Here is a 16,908-nt window from a genome sequence, read left to right on the forward strand (position 1 = left end):
TCGCTGCAGCAAGTCAGTTCGTCTCCAGCGGCCGCCCCTGTGCCTCCCATTCGGTGAGGCTCCCCTCGTAGAAATCCACCTGCTCGAAGCCGAGATGGCGGAGGACGACGTACGTGTGGCTGATTCGACGGGCAGTGTTACAGTAGAGGACGACGCGTTTCTCGGGGACGATGCCCGCACTTTTGAGAACTGATCGTGCCTCATCTTGCGGAAGCAATCCCCGTGTCTCGTCGTCGACGAGGTCCCGCCAGTCCAGCAGGACTGCTCCGGGAATGTGGCCCTCGTTGTACTCCTCGTCCTCGCGGGTGTCGACCAGCACTGCATTGGGGTCATCCGCGGCGTCAGCGACCGCGTCCGGGCCGACCAGCGGCGTCGAGTCGGGTCGCGTCACATCATAATCAGTCGGTTCGACAGCCGGCGTCTCGCCCGTCGTTTCCCGTTCGAGTTGCCAGCTGGAGAAATCACCGTCGAGGAGATGCAGCCGGTCGGAGTCGTGGCCGAACAGTTCCGCAGTGACCAGAAACCGTGCGGCGAAGACGCCGTGGTGGTCGTCGTACGCGACGATTTCGCTCTCCGGCGTGATGCCGGCCGCCGAGAGTACCTCCGCCCAGTCGTCTTCGTCGGGCAGCATTCCGTCGCCGGCATCGGACGCCGCACCGTGTTCGTCCGCCCGGAACGAATCGAAGGGCACGTTCACCGCGCCCGGGAGGTGTCCGAGGCCGTCGTACTCCCACGCGTCCCGCACGTCAACCACCCGGAGGTCGTCGCCCCGACTCGACACCCACTCAGCAGAGACGAAATCAGTCATCATCCACGCGTTACCGCTCCGTCCGCTTGAAAACTCCCATCACAGCCGGTCGAAGGTGGATGCAAATGCTGCCGCCTCTCGTGAGAGAGCGGCCTGACTCACATCCGGACATGGCACGCCATGGCTCCTGCCTGCTGGGCGGCCGAAGGACTGACTTTCTATCTACAGCAGTGAAGGCAATATATGCCGGCACGGTGGATGAGTGGCCGAACATGCCGAAAGTCGTGGTAATATATGTCTGGTAGACTTACGCTTCGATGCATTATGACTGACTACGCTAACGACGTGCTCGTCTCGGCCGACTGGGTCAGCGAGCATCTGGACGAGTTCCAGAGCGACGACCCAGCTCACCGACTGGTAGAGGTGGACGTCGACACGGAACTGTACGACGAGAGCCACGCGCCCGGCGCGCTCGGCTTCAACTGGGAGACGGACCTTCAGGACCAGACCACCCGTGACATCCTCGACAAGGATGACTTTGAGGACCTGCTCGGTGCCCACGGCATCAGCGAGGACTCGACAGTCGTTCTCTACGGTGACAACTCCAACTGGTTCGCCGCGTACACATATTGGCAGTTCAAGTATTACGGCCACGACGACGTGAAGCTCCTCGACGGCGGCCGCGAGTACTGGGTCGAGAACGACTACGAACTCACCGACGAAGTGCCCGAGTTCTCCGAAGTCGACTACGAGGCCGCCGGCCCGCGCGAGTCCATCCGTGCCTACCGAGAGGATGTTGAGAACGCCATCGAGCGCGAACTACCGCTCGTCGACGTTCGCTCGCCCGAAGAGTTCTCCGGCGAAATCCTTGCACCTCCTGGACTCCAAGAGACCGCACAGCGCGGCGGCCACGTGCCCGGCGCACAGAACATCTCTTGGGCGGCCGTCACCAACGACGACGGGACGTTCAAGGACTACGACGAACTCGAAGAGCTTTACGCCGAGTACGGTATTGACGGCGACTCCACGACAGTCGCATACTGCCGCATCGGTGAGCGTTCCTCTGTCGCCTGGTTCGCCCTGCACGAACTGCTGGGCTACGACGACACCATCAACTACGACGGCTCCTGGACCGAATGGGGCAATCTAGTTGGTGCGCCTATTGAGAAGGGCGAGGCTGAGTAAGCGACAGCGCACGAAGCCTCGAATCGAAGCGGGACGCTTTACTTTCTGATTTTTGTGGCGCTGTTCGAGAACGAGAGCGCCGCTGAGCCAGACGTCCGCGCCGAACAATCAGTTGCCGACCTCGGAATACAGCAGTGTTCCCAACCGTACATTCAAGTCAGATGCGGGTCCTACACCCGGGTGTGGACCGAACGGAACTCGAACGGGAACTCCGCGACGCTTTCGACGCCGATCCGGACATCGTCACGGTTGTCGCCAGACAGGCGCGAGACCTCTCGGAGTCGGACCAGTTCGTGACCGACTTCGGGGCGGAACTAACCGTTGAGGATGTCGTCGATAACCTCGCGGACGCGCCCGACGATTATCAACTCGCCGAGCGATGGAACTGGTGGCTGGGTGCACTTGACCTCTCACACGGCGGTTACGCGCGGTTTAGCGTGCGACAGGACATCGACAAAACGTCCTGACCTGTCGCTGGCGGATTTTTGTGTACGAAAAACGACGCGACGCCAGTCAGTGTACGCTAAGCCCGTGTGCCTCTCGTGCGTGTTCGAGGAGTTCCTCCGTTGTGTCAAACTCCTCACCGCAACTGCACGTGTGGTACGTCGTCGGGGATTGCTGGCGTGTCGCCATGACAGATAGATAATGAGCCCCGAGTATAATAATTGTTTATGCTAGCGTGATAACACTGCCCAGTCGACGTGTTATCTGTACACAATACTGGAAGCGAAAGTAGCTCCCTGACGATTCATAGCCACTGAGAGTCCAGATATCGTCATATTCTGGTTCAAACGTATTCTGGCTATCAAGCGGTCGACGACACGGTTCGGTGGGAACCGACGAACGGAAACGGACAGGCCGCTTCCGTCCTGATAATGGATGTGCAGTTTCTCGGCGGGGCGGGTGAGATCGGTCGAAGCGCCGTCCTCATCGACGAGTCGCTACTGCTGGATTTCGGGATGCTGACTGACTCACCGCCACAGTTCCCGGTGCGGACGCCGTCGCCGGACGCCGTCGTCGTTTCGCACGGCCACCTCGACCACGTCGGAAACATCCCAGCGCTGGTGTCGGGCGACGCGCGGCCGCCGATTCACTGGACGCCGCCGACGTACGAACTGGCGATGACGCTCGCACGGGACACGCTCAAACTCCACGGCGGGACGGTCAACTGTCCCTTTACCGAGACCAACGTCAGGCGGGTGACGCAGGTGTCGGAGACGCACGGCTACCGCGAGTCGTTCGAGGCTGCCGGCTACGAGGTCACGTTCTACAACGCCGGCCACATCCCGGGAAGCGCACACGTTCTCGTCGACGATGGCGACGCCAGACTGCTGTACACGGGCGATTTCCACACCGACGACCAGCGTCTCGTCTCTGGAACAACGGCCCGCCCGGACGCGGATGCGATTATCTGCGAGAGCACGTATTCCGATGTTGATCACGAGTCACGAGAGACAGTCGAGGGGCGGTTCGTCGAAAGCGTCGAAACGACGCTCTGGGAGGGCGGGACCGTCGTCGTGCCCGCCTTTGCCATCGGACGAACGCAGGAGATGTTGCTCGTCTGTGAGGCACACGACATCCCGTGTTACGTCGACGGAATGGGGAAGCAAGTGACCGAGATGCTCGGGCAGTACCCCGAGTTCGTCCGCGATGCGGACGCGCTCCAGCGGGCAAAGTCACACGCCCGGTTCGTCACGGGCAAAGACGGCCAGCGCAAGCGTATCACCGACCAGAAGGCGGCAATCGTCACCACCAGCGGGATGCTCTCTGGCGGCCCGGCGATGACGTACATTCCGGAAATCCGCGGCAATCCGATGAACAAAATCACGATGACCGGGTATCAGGTCGAGGGGACGCCGGGACGGGACCTGCTGGAGACGGGGAGTGCCGAGATAGACGGCCGGATTATGCCGGTCAGCGCACGAGTCGAGCAGTACGACTTTTCAGCACACGCCGACCGAGACGGGCTGTTTGCGTATCTCGATAGCTACCGTGACACGCCGGTACTCGTGAACCACGGCGACCGCTGTGAGGCCTTCGCAACCACGCTGCGGGCGGACGGCTACGACGCGACAGCGCCCGAGCTAGGCGCAACCGTCGCCATCCAGTAGGCAGTTACATCTGCGACCGCGGCTCCGCTCAGTTAGTCTCATCCGCATCCTCGGCAGCACGCTGTTTCAGCCACTCGTCAAGCAGGTCGCGGACCGCAGCGTCCCGGTTGTCGCGGTGGTCGGCGAACGCCTTGTCGTCAATCGCGTCAAGCAACTCCTCGTCCAGTTCGACCTCAATCGATTCAAGGTCGAGAAACGCTTCGTCCATTGATTACGGGGAGTTGGATGGCCAGAGAAATATATCCTCGTCAGACAACCGTCGGTCAGTCGCGTGACAGGGGCGGCGAGAGCGAGGAACTCCAGGAGAGTGTCAGGAAACCGCCGTGCTTTGATTACGACTCATGGCGTATCCGCGCGGTGATGGGTTCGCTACAGTCTCTGATCGGCCCCCACCGACTCGACGCTCTCGGCGCGTGGGCGGTAACGGGAATTCTCACGGGTAGTGTCGGACGGTTCGCGGCCGGTGGCGAGTTTGATTGGGCAGTGCTCACGGCGTTCCTCGTCGCTATCGCAGTCACGGTTCCGATCGCCACGCAGGACCTCGAAACGACGGTGCCCGCGGAGTTGCTCGGACTGGTCGCGGTGCCGGTACTCGTTCGGGCGTTCGGTGGCCTCCCACAGATCACGCCGTTCCTCGTGATCGCTGGGATCGCACTGTTGTTGGCTGTCGTCCTCGATGCGTGTACCTCACTGACGATGACGCCACGGTTCGCAACGGTGTTCGTTGTCATCGTGACAATGGCCGTTGCAGGCGTCTGGGCGGTCGGTATCTATGCGACTGACACGCTACTGGGAACCACGTTTCTCGATGGACAGACAGAGCTGATGTGGGATCTCGTCACTGCGGCGGCCGCCGGTATCGTCGCCGGCGTCGTGTTCGAACTGTACTTCGAGCGGTCAGCACGTATTGCCCGACTGCGCGTCTCAGGATCTGATCTATCGGAGTTTGACCAAACGGGAGCGTCTCTTCCCGGAGACGATCAGCGCCATCGTCTCGCGGTCCGGGCGCTACAGGCTGTGCTCGGTGTAATAGCTGCATTCGCACTCGCACAGGGCAACGTAACGCTGTTCGTCAACAGCGGCGGCCCGCTGGCGATAACGTTCCTGCCAGCGCTGTTCCGCCGGGAGTACGGCTACGCAACGAACACTGGTCTTGTGCTGTGGATCACAGTGGCATCGACGCTGCACGCGGCCGGCGCGTTCGAACTGTACGAAGCGGTTGGCTGGTACGACAGTCTGGCCCATGCCGTCTCAGCGTCGCTCGTGGCCGGCGTGGGATACGCGATCGCACGAGCGGTCGAACGCCACTCCGGGGCGGTTGATTTCAACAGGGAGTTCCGAGCGACCTTCGTCGTCCTGTTCGTCCTCGCTGTGGGTTTCGGCTGGGAGATCCTTGAGTTCGCCAGCGGCGGTATTGCGTCGATCATCGGCGGCGAGGCGGTCCTCGCCCAGTACGGGACGAGCGACATCGTGAACGACCTCGTGTTCAACACGGTCGGCGCACTCATCGTCGCTGGCTGGAGTACCGCTCATTTCGAGGGGCTTGCAGCCCGGCTCACCGGGCGGGTCGGGAGTCTCGCGGGCAGAGAGTGAGTCGTGTGAGACCGGTCCATCGACGAAAGCGACTCGGTTGCACGGCCGGACAGGCAGATATGGAACAGACGCGTCTCGAGTTCGGCCGCTACTTCGAGGTCGCCATGGAGACTGACGAGGCACAGGTCGCGGAGATGACTGTCGAGCCCGGCCGGTCCGTCGGCGGGCCGGAGAACTATCATGAGGACAGCGACCAGTGGCTGTTCGTGGCCAGCGGTACCGGCGTCGTTACCGTCGATGGTGACACCCACCGCATTGACGCTGGCGACCTCGTCCGCATCGAGGCCGGTGAACGCCACAGCATCGAAAACGACGGGGACGGGCCGCTGGAGACGGTCAACTTCTACACGCCGCCGCAATAACCGTCTCAGGTTCCCGTCCCGTCGTTCGGAGTGGACAGTTCGTAGCAGGTGCCGTCCCGGATGACAAATCCCGCATCCGACGCTGCGAGTGTCTGAGCTGGGTCATCAGTGACAGTCGACGCCGCATCCGGCTGGAGGGTCGCGTCGAGTGCCTCAACTTGGGCGGCGTCGAGTGACAGCGGTTCGAGCGTTACACATCGGTTGCCGTCCGTCGGTTCGACCGAATACCTGACTACGGTGGGCTTGTCGGCGGTGACCTCCAGCGAGAACACGTAGTACGACCCGTTGTAGGCGTACACCGAGCTGTTTGGCTCGAAGCCGCCCTTATCGGAGTCATAGCGGTGCTTTCCCGCTGCAATCGCGTCGACAGCGGTGCGCCGGTGGCTGCCCGGAAGGTCGGCCACGCGAACCGTTGACTCGTTCCCGGGGTTGTCGACTTCGCTCACGCTGTACTCTTTGACGTACCCGACGGACCCGCTGGTCCGCTCGACGACCGCGTACGTCGTCCCGTCGAACGCGAAGCAGTCGAACTGATGAAGCACATGCGCCCACCCGTGGTCCGTTACGGCTGCCGAGGCGTCGCGGGTAGCAGCTATAAGTTCTGTAGTCGTCTCCGAAAAGATGCCGACGGTCGCTGTGTGGGGCACTGCCGCGGCGTCGACAGGTGACAATACTACTGGGGCTGGCGTCGCTGTGGCTTCCTGCGACGACGGGTCGCTGAGTCCGGAACAGCCGGTAACGAGCGTACAGGCAACGGTACCGATGACGGTCCGGCGGGAGGGCATAGCCGTCGGTTGCCGGCCGACCGGTAAATGCTTTCAGCGTCAGGCGACGCCGGCCTCGGCGTCCATTGGGTCCTGAATGTCGCCGACGACCTCTTCGAGCAGGTCGGTGACCGTGACCAGCCCGACGACTTCGCCGTCCGCAAGGACGAACGCGAGTTCCTGGCGCTCGGCCTGGAACTGGTCGATGGCATCGCTAACAGTCGTCTCCGGCGACATCGTCATCGGCGGCGAGGCGACGGCTTCGAGGTCGATACGGTCAAGCAGGCCGCCGTCGCCGGCCTGTTCCTCGCGCTCGTCGACGAGCGCGGGGATGTAGACGATGCCAAGGAAATCTTCGAGCGCCTCGCCGACGAGCGGGTAGCGGGTGTGTGGCGTCTCGGCGATCCGCTCGGCGTTGGTCGCGTCGTCGTCGGTCGGGGATAGCGCAACGATGTCTTCCCGTGGGACCATCACCTCGCTGACTTCGCGGTCACCGACGCGGAACGCGGAGAGGACCTCCTCGCGGCGTTCATCGGATACGTCGCCGCGGTCTAGAACGGAGCCGAGTTCGTTTCGCAGCTCGCCCCGGGACTCGATGCTATCGACTTCAGCTTCGAGCCACGCGCCGGACATTTCGACACCGAACAGCCCTAGTGTCCACTTGGCGATCCCGTCACCGACGGCGATAATCGGCGAGATGAGCATGGCGAAGTAGTACAGCGGCGTCGCGCCGTACCGACAGACGAACTTCGCGCGCTCAACGCCGAGATACGTCGGCGTCTGCTCACCGTGGGTAAGGTGGACGAGGTTGATAAGGAGGAAAGCGATAGCACCACCGAGGCCGACCCCAGCCAGGACCGACGACTCAAAGTAGGGCTCAAAGATGGCCGCGAGCGCCGGCTCGGCGATGATACCGACGGCGATACTGGAGGCGGTGATACCGACCTGACAGCTCGTCAGATAGATCTCCAAGTCGTCAGTCATCTCCCAGGCACGCCGGAGGCCGGGTTCGTCGAACTCCGATTCGTCGTACTGTCTGGCTCTTGTCAACGCGAACTCGATAGCGACGAAGAAGCCGTTCGCGAGGATCAGGGCAAGTCCTGCAAGCAGCCTGACCGAGATTTCGACTGGTTGCATGTGCCGGCGGGATTCACGGTCCGGCGGGGAAAAAGTGGGGATTACAGGCTCCGTCCTCTCGCGGCAGCACTGTCGACCGTCCTCAGGTGCGCTCGAAGTCGTACTCGACGCCAGTGAGGTCGGTCGAGACCGCCCAGAGCCGCTCAGCGGTTTCCTCGTCCTGTGAAGCGGCGTTTGACTGCTGGAACTCGGGGGAGCCGCGCATATCGAACAGGCCGCCGGGCCCGACGTACTCCCCGCCGATAACATCCTCGGCGGTGGCGGCGTACAGCATCGGTAGCGCACCCTGTGCAGCGGACTGTGCGAGCACAGCATTGGCAACGCCCATAGCCGCGGTTCGCAGTGTCGACCCCATCTCCCGCGGCCCGCGGAACTGGAGGTCGGTGTCGGCGTAGCCGGGGTGGCAGGCGACGCTTAGCACGTCGTCCCAACCATGGTTACCCAGACGCCGCTGGAGTTCGTAGGCGAAGAGGAGGTTCGCGAGCTTACTCTGGCCGTAGGCCGACCACTTCCCGTAGGAGCGCTCACGCTGCAGGTCGTCGAAATCGATCTCGCCCATCTCGTGCGCGCCGCTGGACTGCGTGACGATTCGGGATTCACCGTCGGCAGCCCCGAGCAGGTCGAGCAGGTGCCCAGTCAGTGCGAAGTGGCCCAGATGGTTGACGCCGAACTGCGTCTCGAAGCCGTCGGCCGTCTCGCTCCGGGGAATCGCCATGACGCCGGCGTTGTTACAGAGGATGTCGACAGCGTCGTAGTCGTCCCGGAGGCTGTCGGCGAACGAGGCGATGTTCGACAGGTCGGCCAAGTCACACTCTCGGACATCGAGCGTTGCGTTCGGAACGGCCTCGCGGATCTCCGCGGCGGCCGATTCACCGCGTTCGACGCTCCGGCAGGCCATCACTACCGTCGCGCCTCTGCGAGCGAACGCCTTCGAGCCTTCGAGTCCCAGCCCGCTGTTCGCGCCAGTCACGACCACGGTTCGGTCCGTCAGCGGGGGCATATCTTCGATAGTCCAGCCTGTCATTGACCCGGTTACGGGCGCGAGACACTGAAACCCATCGCTGGCGAGAAAGTGAGAGTCTTATGCCATCGTCCCCGTGTTTCCAGTGATGAGCGACGTACCGGTCACCGTCTACACGCGGGAGGACTGCCATCTCTGTGAGGAGGCCATCGAGACAATCGAGCGGGTCGCCGATGACGAGGGGACCGCCATCGAGCTGGACCTCGTCGACGTCGACGAAGATCCCGACCTCCGCGAGGAGTACGGCGAGCGCGTGCCCTACGTCTTCGTCAACGGGTCGCCGGCGTTCAAGTACCACGTCACTGAGCGACAGTTGCGCGAGAAACTGCAGCAGTCGGCGTAGCCACAGGACATCGGACCCAGCCAGAACCGTTCGCTGTCGGGACTGGGTCGGCGCTATTGGGCAAGTACCAGTGCTGTTTATTATTTCTCGATGAGAATACGTCGGCGATGCCCTCCAGTATCAGCGAGACGCTCTTTAGTGAGCCGTCCGGACGCCCAATTACACTCGTCCACGCCGCCGGTGCACTCATCTTCGCCGGCCTGTATCTCTACGGCTGGGTTGTGGACGGGTCTCCAGTTACCTGGCTGCTCGTCATGGTAATCGGGACAGGAATGGCTGGCATTGCCGAAGCGCTGCCGGCAAGTCGGCGGCAAACGGCCGGTGTCCTCCGCTCCGTCGCGATTCTCGTGTTGCTCTGTCTCGTCGTTGCCTCCGTCGTTGCGCCCGAGTTCATCGTTGGCTGACCGCTGTGCTGTGTCGGGAGTGTCGCCCCCTTTCGCTGGGCTAGTTCAGGAGTGTGCGCACAGTCGCCGACGGCTGCCGGTGCTACTGACTGCGTTCGACTGCGTGTCGCAATGCGTCAGCCGCTGCCGCCGGGTCGTCGGCCGTCGTAATCTCGGTGATAACAGCCACACCGTCGGCCCCGGCATCAACGACCTCGGCGGCGTTCTCGGTCGTAATGCCACCGATACCGACAAGGGGAATGTCCACTGCCTCGGCGATAGCAGCGACGCGGTCGGTGCCGACGGCGTACTCCTCGTCGTCGATGTCGTCTTTCGAGCCAGTGGCATACACCGCACCAACGCCGAGGTAGTCCGCACCAGCCGCCGCCGCTTCCCGGGCGTCTTCAACGGTCGAAACCGAGCGCCCGATGACCGCATCGTCACCGAGGATATCCCGGGCAACAGAAACGGGGAGGTCGTCGTCGCCGAGGTGGACCCCGTCGGCGTCGATGGCCTGTGCGATGTCGACACGGTCGTTAACGACGAACGTGACGCCAGCCTCGCGGGTCAGTTCCCGCAGTTCCTGCCCGAGTTCGTAGCGTTCGTGTGCGGTCCGGTTTTTCTCGCGGAGCTGGACGACACCGGCACCGCCGTCAATCGCGTCCGCGACGATTTCGTCGGTTGTCCGGCCCGCCGAAAGCGACGCCTGCGTGACGAGATACACGTCCCAATCGATCATAGCGGATCTCGGAGCCGATGGCCCTTGTGTGCTGTGCGTTCGTCAGGACTCTGTTTCGGCTGTTGAACTCGTCGTGTCCGCTTCGTCAGTGCCGGTTTCGGAAGCCGTGAGCGCGCCGTCGCGGACGGCCATCCGGAGACCGAACTCGGCAATATTGCCGCCGTGTTCAGCTGTTCTGGCAAGGCTATCGAGGGCTCGGGTGAGGCGGTAGTCGGCGTCGCCCGATTCGAACAGCTGGCGGTCAAGGCTCGTTATCTGCTGGCGTACGGCCCGGCGCGTAGCCAGTGTCTGTCGGGCGGTGTCGACACAGGCGTCGCCAATGATCACTCGGACAGCGTCCTCGACGACAGTGCGAACGTCCTGAGCGATATCTTCGAGGGCAGTGACGATGGAACCGGTTGGCTGGCCGTCGAGTTGGTCGGCGATGGTGCCGATGCGTTCGGCGTGGTCAGCCACGCGTTCGAGTTCGTTCGCGGTTCCCCAGAGGGTGAACAGTTCGGGACGGGTCAGCCCGAGCGAATCGATCTCGTCGAGCCGTGCCAGTCCCCGCTCGAAGTAGCGGTCGATCATGGCGTACAGCCGGTCGGCCTGCTCGTCACGGTCACCCCACCGGTCGCTGGTCGTCCCGGTCGTCAGCGCGGCCATCGCGTCCCGGTGCATCGACAGGGCGACGAACTGGAGCTGGCGGACCGATTGCCTGACGGACACCTCGCCAGCGTCAAGCAACGTCTGGACCGTGACTTGCGTTTCGGTCTCCTCAGCGATAGTGACGCCGGTCAGGTTCCGGGTGACGCGTTCGATGGCCCGGTGTTGCTCGTCGCTGTAGCCGTCGGGGACTTCGAGGACGACGGACTCGACTCCGGCAGCGTAGGCCGCTCGCAACAACTGCTCTATTTCGGCCGGGTCGTCGTTGCCGACTTCTAGGGTGACGTGGTTCCGCGGCGTGGTCCGGGACTCGGGTGTCTGAATCACGAGTAGCCCGTCAATATGCGTGTGGAGGTTCACCGCCGTCCCGGCCGTACAGTTCTCCGATTCGGCCCACTCTTTCGGCAGCGAAACGGTGTATGTGCCGCCGCCGACGGTCTGTATCTTTCGGGTTTCCATGGTTAATAGATGAGTTCCGAGTCGGTTTCGACCATGTACAGCGTGCGTGCCGCAACGTTGACAGCGTGGTCGCCCACGCGTTCGAGGTCTCGAACCGTCAGCAGGAGCCGGGAAACGTCATCGAGTAGCTGCTCGACCGCCCAGCCGTCGTTCGTGTCGGCCTCTCGTTCGATGAGGTCCCGAGCGACGGTCTCGCTGGCCCGCTGGCAGAGCGCGTCGAGCGCGTCGTCGTCAGCCGCGATAGCGCGGCATTCCTCGACATCTTCCCGCCGATAGGCGTCGATACTGCGCTCGACCATCTCGATGGCTTCGCAGCCGATGGTATCGACGTCAACCTCGGGAGCGAGTCGACGATTAGCCGACTGTGCGTACGCTGCGAGGTTCGTGGCAAGGTCCGCAATGCGTTCGAGGTCGGTGATAATCTTGAACGAGGCGGCGACAAAGCGGAGGTCGGTCGCGACCGGCTGCTGGAGGGCAAAGAGGTCGATACAGTCGGCTTCGAGGGCCAGATACAGCTCGTTTATATCGTCGTCGCCGTCGATGACAGACTGCGCCATCTCCCGGTCGACGGTCCGGAGCGCAGTGAGCGCCGCTTCGAGCCGCTCAACAACGAGGTCGCCCATCTCGACCACGTGCTCCCGGAGTTCGTCCAGCAGTTGCTGGTACGACTCTCGTGACATGGGTTACCCGAACTTGCCGGTGATGTAGTCCTCAACGCGCTGGCTCTCGGGGTTCTCGAAGATTTTGTCCGTGTCGTCGTACTCGACCAGCTCGCCGCCGGTAAGGAACACGGCAGTCTGGTCGGAGATGCGGGCAGCCTGCTGCATATTATGGGTGACAATGACGACGGTGTAGTCCTTCGACAGTTCCTCGACGAGGTCCTCGATTTTTGACGTGGCGATGGGGTCAAGCGCCGACGCCGGCTCGTCCATCAGGATGACCTCGGGGTCGACGGCCAGGCAGCGGGCGATACAGAGCCGCTGTTGCTGGCCGCCCGAGAGGCCGAGTGCGTTGTCATCGAGACGGTCGCTGACCTCGTCCCACAGGGCGGCCTGTTTTAGTGAGCGCTCGACGAGTTCGCCCTCCTGCTCCGTGTCGTCGCGGCCGAACAAACGCGCGAGCAGGCCCTTGTTGATGTCGCCGTGCTTGCGGGGACCGTACGAGATGTTTTCCCGGATGGATTTCGGGAACGGGTTCGGCGACTGGAACACCATCCCGATACGTTTGCGCAGCTCGACGAGGTTGGCGTTGGGGTCGTAAATCTCGGTGCCCTCTAGTTCGACCGAGCCGTCGATGCGGGCGGCCTTGATTCGGTCGTTCATGCGGTTCAGGCACCGCAGATACGTCGACTTGCCACATCCGGACGGGCCGATGAGTGCCGTGACACTGTTTTCCGGGATCTCCATCGAGACGTCCTTGAGCGCGTGGTCGTCGCCGTACCACACGTCGAGGTTATCGACTGAGAGTTTCGTGTCACCATCGAACTCGTAGTGCCGCCACTCCTCGCGGACCTGCTCTTCGCTCTCACCGGCCGTTGTTTCAGCACTTGGCGATGCGGTTTCGACCGTCCGTCCGCCGTTCGTTTGCGTGTCCGTGCTCGGCTCCGTGTTGATGCTATCACTCATAGTTGAGTTTCCTCCGGAAGTACGTCCGCGCCGTGATACCGACTGCGTAGAACGTCAGGACGACCATCAGCAAAATAAACGCCGTCGCCCACCCCATCTGTGGCGACCCCGACACCCCGGCCGCGATGACGGCCCACACCTGCGTCGGTAACGACGCTGAGGCCGTCAGCAAGGCGTCGTTGGCGATGAATGGTGGCCCCGAGACGAAACGGAAACCGCCAATGACATCGACGGCAGCCGTCGCGTTCAGCGTCGACCCCAGCACGAGAATGAGCGGGGCGGTCTCACCGGCGATGCGGCCGACGCCGAGGATGACGCCGGTGATGACGCCCGGCATCGCCGCCGGCAGAACGACGCTCTTGATTGTCTCCCACTGGGTTACACCCAGCGCCGCGCTGGCGTCACGGTACTCGTCGGGGACAGCCTTGATCGACTCCCGCGAAGTGATGAGCACCAGCGGCAGGAGCATGAACCCAAGCACCAGCATCCCGGCCAGCAGGGACTCGTCACCGCCCAGCCGCGGGATCAGGAACGCGGCCCCGAACAGGCCGAAGACGATGCTCGGCGTGCTCCAGAGCGCGTTCGTCGCGATTTCGACGAGCGCGGTGAACTGGCCCTGCTCGGCGTACTCGGTGAGGAACACCGCGGCACCGACACCCAGCGGGACCGCGAACAGCGTCGCGCCGACGACCAGCCACACCGTGCCGATGATGGCAGGCATGATGCCACCGGGCTCGGCCCCCAGCGGGATGTAGGCCTCCATCACCATCGGCCACGAGAGGCTCCCCTCGTTGGCGATGGAGACGCCGAGAACGTTGAACGACGTGCCGGTAACGGCCACGTGCAGGCCCACCAGCGCGGTGAAGCCGGCCGTGCCGACGAGGCCGAGTCGCGTCTCCTCGGTCAGGAGCCGACGGGTGATCGTCGCCTCGCTGGACCGCTTTGCGACGGTCGTGAGCGTCGCCAGTGCGAGCGAAGCGACAGCGGCCCCGAGAGCGACCGCAGGCACGAGGTTCACCGGGCCGACCTGTGGATTGATGCCGGCAACTGGCTGGAGCAGCAGTGCGGCCAGCAGCAGCCCGAGACCGCCGAACACCCCCAGCGTGAACAGCGGTGCCTCGGACTGTGCGCTCTCCGCCAACGTCGGCCCGTCGCTGGCGAGCACGCCGACGAGCGGGTAGACCGCGAGGCCGCCTGCGACGGCCGACCCGGCGGCGACGGCGGCGAATCCGAGCGTCTCGCCGAGCGGCAGGCCGAACGGAGCCGGGCCGAACACGAGGAAGAAGCCGATGAGCGCGATTATCGCGAGAACCGCGGTCGGGACAGCCTGTCGGATCGAGTCGGTTCGCTCGGACTGTGACCCGACCTTTCGGAGCGAACCGAACGAGCGGAAGAAGATGACCGCGAGCAGCGCCGCCGGTGCGATCAGCAGTAGCGTTCCGATTGTCGTGTCGGGCGTCACCGTGAATGCCGTCTCGAGTGCCTGCCCCTGTCGGTTGACCTGAACAGTGTAGGCATAGGAGTAACGCAGCGGGGACCCAGTGATGAGGACACTCGCAAACATCGCGGCAAGCGCGCCGACTGCCGCCAGTGGGAGGACCCGGAATAGCTGTCGAGCGCCGCTGTTCCAGTCATTCGTGCCCGCAGGTGTGCGAGCGAACTGGACCGCGGCGAGGAGGGCTGGCGTCAGGAGGACCAGTGCGGTAAGCGCGCCAATCGAGAGTCCGTGGAAGGCGTATCCGACGCCTTTGACGGTCACGAACACGACAATTGTCGCCATCACGGCCACCATCAGGAAGGCGTTGAGGTTGATGACGAGGAAGGCCCCGTACTCGCGGCCCCGAGCGCCGAACCCGGCCCGGCACTTGGCGGCCGACCAGGCCGACAGGAGCGTCCCGACCAAGAGGAACACGGGGATGACCGCGCCGCCGGTGAAGCCACCGGAGAGCGTCTGCGGGTTCCACTGCCAGCCGACGCCGATGGTGCCAGTCACGATTGTCAGTCCGAGCGCGCCGACGACGATAGCCGTTGGGAGCGTCGAACCGAGGTCCTCACGGGGGAGAATCGCCAGCAGGAACAGCCCGACGCCGGCGACGACGGCCCCGACGAGCCACAGCAGTGAGCCGGCACCGGTGAGCGCACCACCGACGGCGGCCCCCATAGCCAGGCCGATTGCGCCGAGCGCGCTGCCGGAGAGCAGCCCGGCGCTCATGTTCGGCTCCGTGTCCACGAGTTCGAGCCGGGAAGAGACACCAGCAGCAGTGATCGCCAGCGCTTCGGCCAGCAATACGATTCCAAGCAGTGTCGCCATCGTCACAGGGAGGGCCGCGGCAAGCGCGGTCAACGCAAGCGTCGAGACGACGAGGCCCAGCCCGATGCCGCGCACTCGCTGAGAGGTGACCGGAACGACGTTGGTGTAGGAAGCAAGGCCGGTGATGCCGACCGCTCCGACGACGACAGCAAGTAGCGTCCCGAGCGCCGTGGTGAGGGTACTGCCGCTGGCACCGGGCGGGACAAGATTCACGAGCGTGACGAGCCCGAGCGTGAAGCCGACGACGCTCAGCGCGATCGCCGTATCGAGTCCTCGGTCGTAGCTGTTCGAATCCGCACTGACAAGTCGGTCCGTGGTCGCGTACGCGTCACTCATTGTTGCCCCTTCAGTTTCCGCTGCATACGTCGCTCAATGTACTGCGAGACGATGCTCATCCCGGCGACGATGACGAACAGCATGACGCCGGCGACGAACAGCACGTCGACGGTACTCTCGGAGGCGCTCCCGTACTGGGTCGCAATCAGGCTGGTCAGCGTTGCGTTCGCGTCGAAGATGTCGAACAGTGGGTCGGCGAACTGCGTTCCCGAGGCCATGATCGCGGCGACGGCCATCGTCTCACCGATGGCTCGACCCAGACCGAGAATGACGGCCGCGGAGATACCCGAGAACGCCGCCGGGATGGAGATGCTCTTCATCGTCTGCCACTCGGTTGCGCCCATGGCGACGGAACCGTCACCCATCGACTGAGGGACGCTGGAGAGAGCGTCCTCGCCGACGGAGACGACCGTCGGCAGCGCCATCACGCCCACGACGATCCCCGCGATGAGGAAGCTCGCCCCGTCATCGAGGAAGTTCGTCTGGATGAAGCCGTTCAACACCTGGAAGCCGATGAACCCGTAGACGATGGAGGGGATGCCGGCCAGGATCTCCACGCCGGGCTTGATGAGCTCCCGCAGGCGGTCGCTGGCGACCTCGGCGATGAACAGCGCGCCGAACAGGCCGAGCGGCCCCGCCACCGCACCCGCGATGACGGTGACGACCACCGTCGCCCAGATCATCGGTATCAGCGAGTAGGCCCCGCTGAGGGGGTTCCAGTACGTCGGATCAGACGGCAGGACGGTTTCGAGCCAAAAGAACCAGCGGGCCGCTCCGCCCTGTTCTGGGATCAACAGTAGTCCGAGCCCACGTTCGAGAAACGCCGGCAGTGCACTTGCGAACAGGAAGAACGTGATGAACGCGACGGTCAACACCGTTAGCACCGTCGCGATCAGCGTGAGTAGACGTGCAACCTCAGCCTGATAGGTGACCCAGCCAACCGCCGTAACGAACACGAACGCCAGCAGCATGGGCAACGCCAGGGCCGGCCGAAACAGGAAGACGAGAATCGTCGCCACCAGCGTCGTCGCTATCGTACCGACAGCGAGCGTTGACCCGTCAACTCTGTCTCCGCTTGACACCGCCTCGCCCTCCGTCGTAGGTATGTCTTCTGTCATAGTATGGAAAATCGACCGACACGGTCGA

Annotated in this window: 18 protein-coding genes; 7 read left to right on the top strand and 11 right to left on the bottom strand. The window is 63.6% G+C overall.

The window, feature by feature from the left end:
* Positions 1 to 13: 13 nt before the first annotated feature.
* Positions 14 to 808 carry a sulfurtransferase gene (locus tag RBH20_RS12475; RefSeq protein WP_306709037.1) on the bottom strand — a complete coding sequence of 265 codons (795 nt, stop codon included), beginning with the start codon at positions 806 to 808 and terminating at the stop codon, positions 14 to 16.
* Between the two features lie 264 nt (positions 809 to 1,072).
* On the opposite strand from RBH20_RS12475, the gene RBH20_RS12480 reads away from it, so the two are divergent.
* The 3 genes from RBH20_RS12480 (at position 1,073) to RBH20_RS12490 (ending at position 4,044) form a co-directional block, all read left to right on the top strand.
* A complete protein-coding gene (locus RBH20_RS12480) occupies positions 1,073 to 1,933 on the top strand; it encodes a sulfurtransferase (RefSeq protein WP_306709039.1) in 861 nt (286 codons plus the stop codon).
* Between the two features lie 161 nt (positions 1,934 to 2,094).
* Entirely contained in the window at positions 2,095 to 2,400 is a 306-nt protein-coding gene (locus RBH20_RS12485) for a hypothetical protein (RefSeq protein WP_306709041.1), read from the top strand.
* A 408-nt stretch (positions 2,401 to 2,808) separates the two neighbouring features.
* Positions 2,809 to 4,044 carry an MBL fold metallo-hydrolase gene (locus RBH20_RS12490; protein ID WP_306709043.1) on the top strand — a complete coding sequence of 412 codons (1,236 nt, stop codon included), beginning with the start codon at positions 2,809 to 2,811 and terminating at the stop codon, positions 4,042 to 4,044.
* A 28-nt stretch (positions 4,045 to 4,072) separates the two neighbouring features.
* Here the strand turns inward: RBH20_RS12490 and RBH20_RS12495 are convergent, their stop codons facing one another.
* The gene (locus RBH20_RS12495; RefSeq protein ID WP_306709046.1) at positions 4,073 to 4,252 is read right to left on the bottom strand and encodes a ribbon-helix-helix protein, CopG family; all 180 of its coding nucleotides are present in this window, start codon (positions 4,250 to 4,252) and stop codon (positions 4,073 to 4,075) included.
* A 17-nt stretch (positions 4,253 to 4,269) separates the two neighbouring features.
* Between RBH20_RS12495 and RBH20_RS12500 the strand changes: the two genes are divergently transcribed.
* The gene (locus RBH20_RS12500) at positions 4,270 to 5,637 is read left to right on the top strand and encodes a hypothetical protein (RefSeq protein WP_306709047.1); all 1,368 of its coding nucleotides are present in this window, start codon (positions 4,270 to 4,272) and stop codon (positions 5,635 to 5,637) included.
* Positions 5,638 to 5,696: 59 nt separating this feature from the next.
* A complete protein-coding gene (locus RBH20_RS12505) occupies positions 5,697 to 5,999 on the top strand; it encodes a cupin domain-containing protein (protein WP_306709048.1) in 303 nt (100 codons plus the stop codon).
* A gap of 5 nt (positions 6,000 to 6,004) precedes the next feature.
* Here the strand turns inward: RBH20_RS12505 and RBH20_RS12510 are convergent, their stop codons facing one another.
* The 3 genes from RBH20_RS12510 to RBH20_RS12520 form a co-directional block, all read right to left on the bottom strand.
* Entirely contained in the window at positions 6,005 to 6,784 is a 780-nt protein-coding gene (locus RBH20_RS12510) for a hypothetical protein (protein ID WP_306709051.1), read from the bottom strand.
* Between the two features lie 39 nt (positions 6,785 to 6,823).
* Positions 6,824 to 7,900 (bottom strand): CNNM domain-containing protein, encoded by a 1,077-nt coding sequence (locus RBH20_RS12515; protein WP_306709054.1) that lies wholly within the window; start codon positions 7,898 to 7,900, stop codon positions 6,824 to 6,826.
* Between the two features lie 82 nt (positions 7,901 to 7,982).
* A complete protein-coding gene (locus tag RBH20_RS12520) occupies positions 7,983 to 8,924 on the bottom strand; it encodes an oxidoreductase (protein WP_306709056.1) in 942 nt (313 codons plus the stop codon).
* 85 nt (positions 8,925 to 9,009) lie between these two features.
* Here RBH20_RS12520 and RBH20_RS12525 point away from each other — a divergent pair, with 85 nt between their 5' ends.
* The gene (locus RBH20_RS12525; RefSeq protein ID WP_306709058.1) at positions 9,010 to 9,264 is read left to right on the top strand and encodes a glutaredoxin family protein; all 255 of its coding nucleotides are present in this window, start codon (positions 9,010 to 9,012) and stop codon (positions 9,262 to 9,264) included.
* Positions 9,265 to 9,371: 107 nt separating this feature from the next.
* On the top strand, positions 9,372 to 9,668 hold the full coding sequence (locus RBH20_RS12530) for a hypothetical protein (RefSeq protein WP_306709060.1): 297 nt from the start codon (positions 9,372 to 9,374) through the stop codon (positions 9,666 to 9,668).
* 82 nt (positions 9,669 to 9,750) lie between these two features.
* On the opposite strand, the gene thiE is transcribed toward RBH20_RS12530, so the two are convergent.
* The 6 genes from thiE to pstC are packed head-to-tail and all read right to left on the bottom strand — an operon-like array spanning position 9,751 to position 16,880.
* Positions 9,751 to 10,386 carry a thiamine phosphate synthase gene (gene thiE, locus RBH20_RS12535; protein ID WP_306709062.1) on the bottom strand — a complete coding sequence of 212 codons (636 nt, stop codon included), beginning with the start codon at positions 10,384 to 10,386 and terminating at the stop codon, positions 9,751 to 9,753.
* A 42-nt stretch (positions 10,387 to 10,428) separates the two neighbouring features.
* Positions 10,429 to 11,490, bottom strand: a complete 1,062-nt coding sequence (locus RBH20_RS12540; RefSeq protein WP_306709064.1) for a phosphate uptake regulator PhoU — start codon at positions 11,488 to 11,490, stop codon at positions 10,429 to 10,431.
* Between the two features lie 2 nt (positions 11,491 to 11,492).
* Positions 11,493 to 12,170 carry a phosphate signaling complex protein PhoU gene (gene phoU, locus RBH20_RS12545; RefSeq protein ID WP_306709066.1) on the bottom strand — a complete coding sequence of 226 codons (678 nt, stop codon included), beginning with the start codon at positions 12,168 to 12,170 and terminating at the stop codon, positions 11,493 to 11,495.
* Positions 12,171 to 12,173: 3 nt separating this feature from the next.
* The gene (gene pstB, locus RBH20_RS12550) at positions 12,174 to 13,115 is read right to left on the bottom strand and encodes a phosphate ABC transporter ATP-binding protein PstB (RefSeq protein WP_306709068.1); all 942 of its coding nucleotides are present in this window, start codon (positions 13,113 to 13,115) and stop codon (positions 12,174 to 12,176) included.
* On the bottom strand, positions 13,108 to 15,762 hold the full coding sequence (pstA, locus tag RBH20_RS12555) for a phosphate ABC transporter permease PstA (RefSeq protein ID WP_306709070.1): 2,655 nt from the start codon (positions 15,760 to 15,762) through the stop codon (positions 13,108 to 13,110). Before pstA ends, pstB begins: the two co-directional genes overlap by 8 nt.
* Positions 15,759 to 16,880, bottom strand: a complete 1,122-nt coding sequence (pstC, locus tag RBH20_RS12560; RefSeq protein ID WP_306709072.1) for a phosphate ABC transporter permease subunit PstC — start codon at positions 16,878 to 16,880, stop codon at positions 15,759 to 15,761. The genes pstA and pstC overlap by 4 nt, the downstream gene beginning before the upstream one ends.
* Positions 16,881 to 16,908: the final 28 nt, after the last annotated feature.

This window comes from Haloarcula sp. H-GB4, from assembly GCF_030848575.1.
GTDB lineage: Archaea > Halobacteriota > Halobacteria > Halobacteriales > Haloarculaceae > Haloarcula.

Bases quoted from the DNA above. Each gene is read 5' to 3' on its own strand.
- RBH20_RS12515 (WP_306709054.1), bottom strand. From the start codon at position 7,900: ATGCAACCAGTCGAAATCTCGGTCAGGCTGCTTGCAGGACTTGCCCTG.
- RBH20_RS12485 (WP_306709041.1), top strand. From the start codon at position 2,095: ATGCGGGTCCTACACCCGGGTGTGGACCGAACGGAACTCGAACGGGAA.
- RBH20_RS12520 (WP_306709056.1), bottom strand. From the start codon at position 8,924: ATGACAGGCTGGACTATCGAAGATATGCCCCCGCTGACGGACCGAACC.
- RBH20_RS12475 (WP_306709037.1), bottom strand. From the start codon at position 808: ATGACTGATTTCGTCTCTGCTGAGTGGGTGTCGAGTCGGGGCGACGAC.
- RBH20_RS12505 (WP_306709048.1), top strand. From the start codon at position 5,697: ATGGAACAGACGCGTCTCGAGTTCGGCCGCTACTTCGAGGTCGCCATG.
- RBH20_RS12525 (WP_306709058.1), top strand. From the start codon at position 9,010: ATGAGCGACGTACCGGTCACCGTCTACACGCGGGAGGACTGCCATCTC.
- phoU (WP_306709066.1), bottom strand. From the start codon at position 12,170: ATGTCACGAGAGTCGTACCAGCAACTGCTGGACGAACTCCGGGAGCAC.
- pstC (WP_306709072.1), bottom strand. From the start codon at position 16,880: ATGACAGAAGACATACCTACGACGGAGGGCGAGGCGGTGTCAAGCGGA.
- RBH20_RS12490 (WP_306709043.1), top strand. From the start codon at position 2,809: ATGGATGTGCAGTTTCTCGGCGGGGCGGGTGAGATCGGTCGAAGCGCC.
- RBH20_RS12540 (WP_306709064.1), bottom strand. From the start codon at position 11,490: ATGGAAACCCGAAAGATACAGACCGTCGGCGGCGGCACATACACCGTT.
- RBH20_RS12530 (WP_306709060.1), top strand. From the start codon at position 9,372: ATGCCCTCCAGTATCAGCGAGACGCTCTTTAGTGAGCCGTCCGGACGC.
- pstB (WP_306709068.1), bottom strand. From the start codon at position 13,115: ATGAGTGATAGCATCAACACGGAGCCGAGCACGGACACGCAAACGAAC.
- thiE (WP_306709062.1), bottom strand. From the start codon at position 10,386: ATGATCGATTGGGACGTGTATCTCGTCACGCAGGCGTCGCTTTCGGCG.
- RBH20_RS12510 (WP_306709051.1), bottom strand. From the start codon at position 6,784: ATGCCCTCCCGCCGGACCGTCATCGGTACCGTTGCCTGTACGCTCGTT.
- RBH20_RS12480 (WP_306709039.1), top strand. From the start codon at position 1,073: ATGACTGACTACGCTAACGACGTGCTCGTCTCGGCCGACTGGGTCAGC.
- RBH20_RS12495 (WP_306709046.1), bottom strand. From the start codon at position 4,252: ATGGACGAAGCGTTTCTCGACCTTGAATCGATTGAGGTCGAACTGGAC.
- pstA (WP_306709070.1), bottom strand. From the start codon at position 15,762: ATGAGTGACGCGTACGCGACCACGGACCGACTTGTCAGTGCGGATTCG.
- RBH20_RS12500 (WP_306709047.1), top strand. From the start codon at position 4,270: ATGGCCAGAGAAATATATCCTCGTCAGACAACCGTCGGTCAGTCGCGT.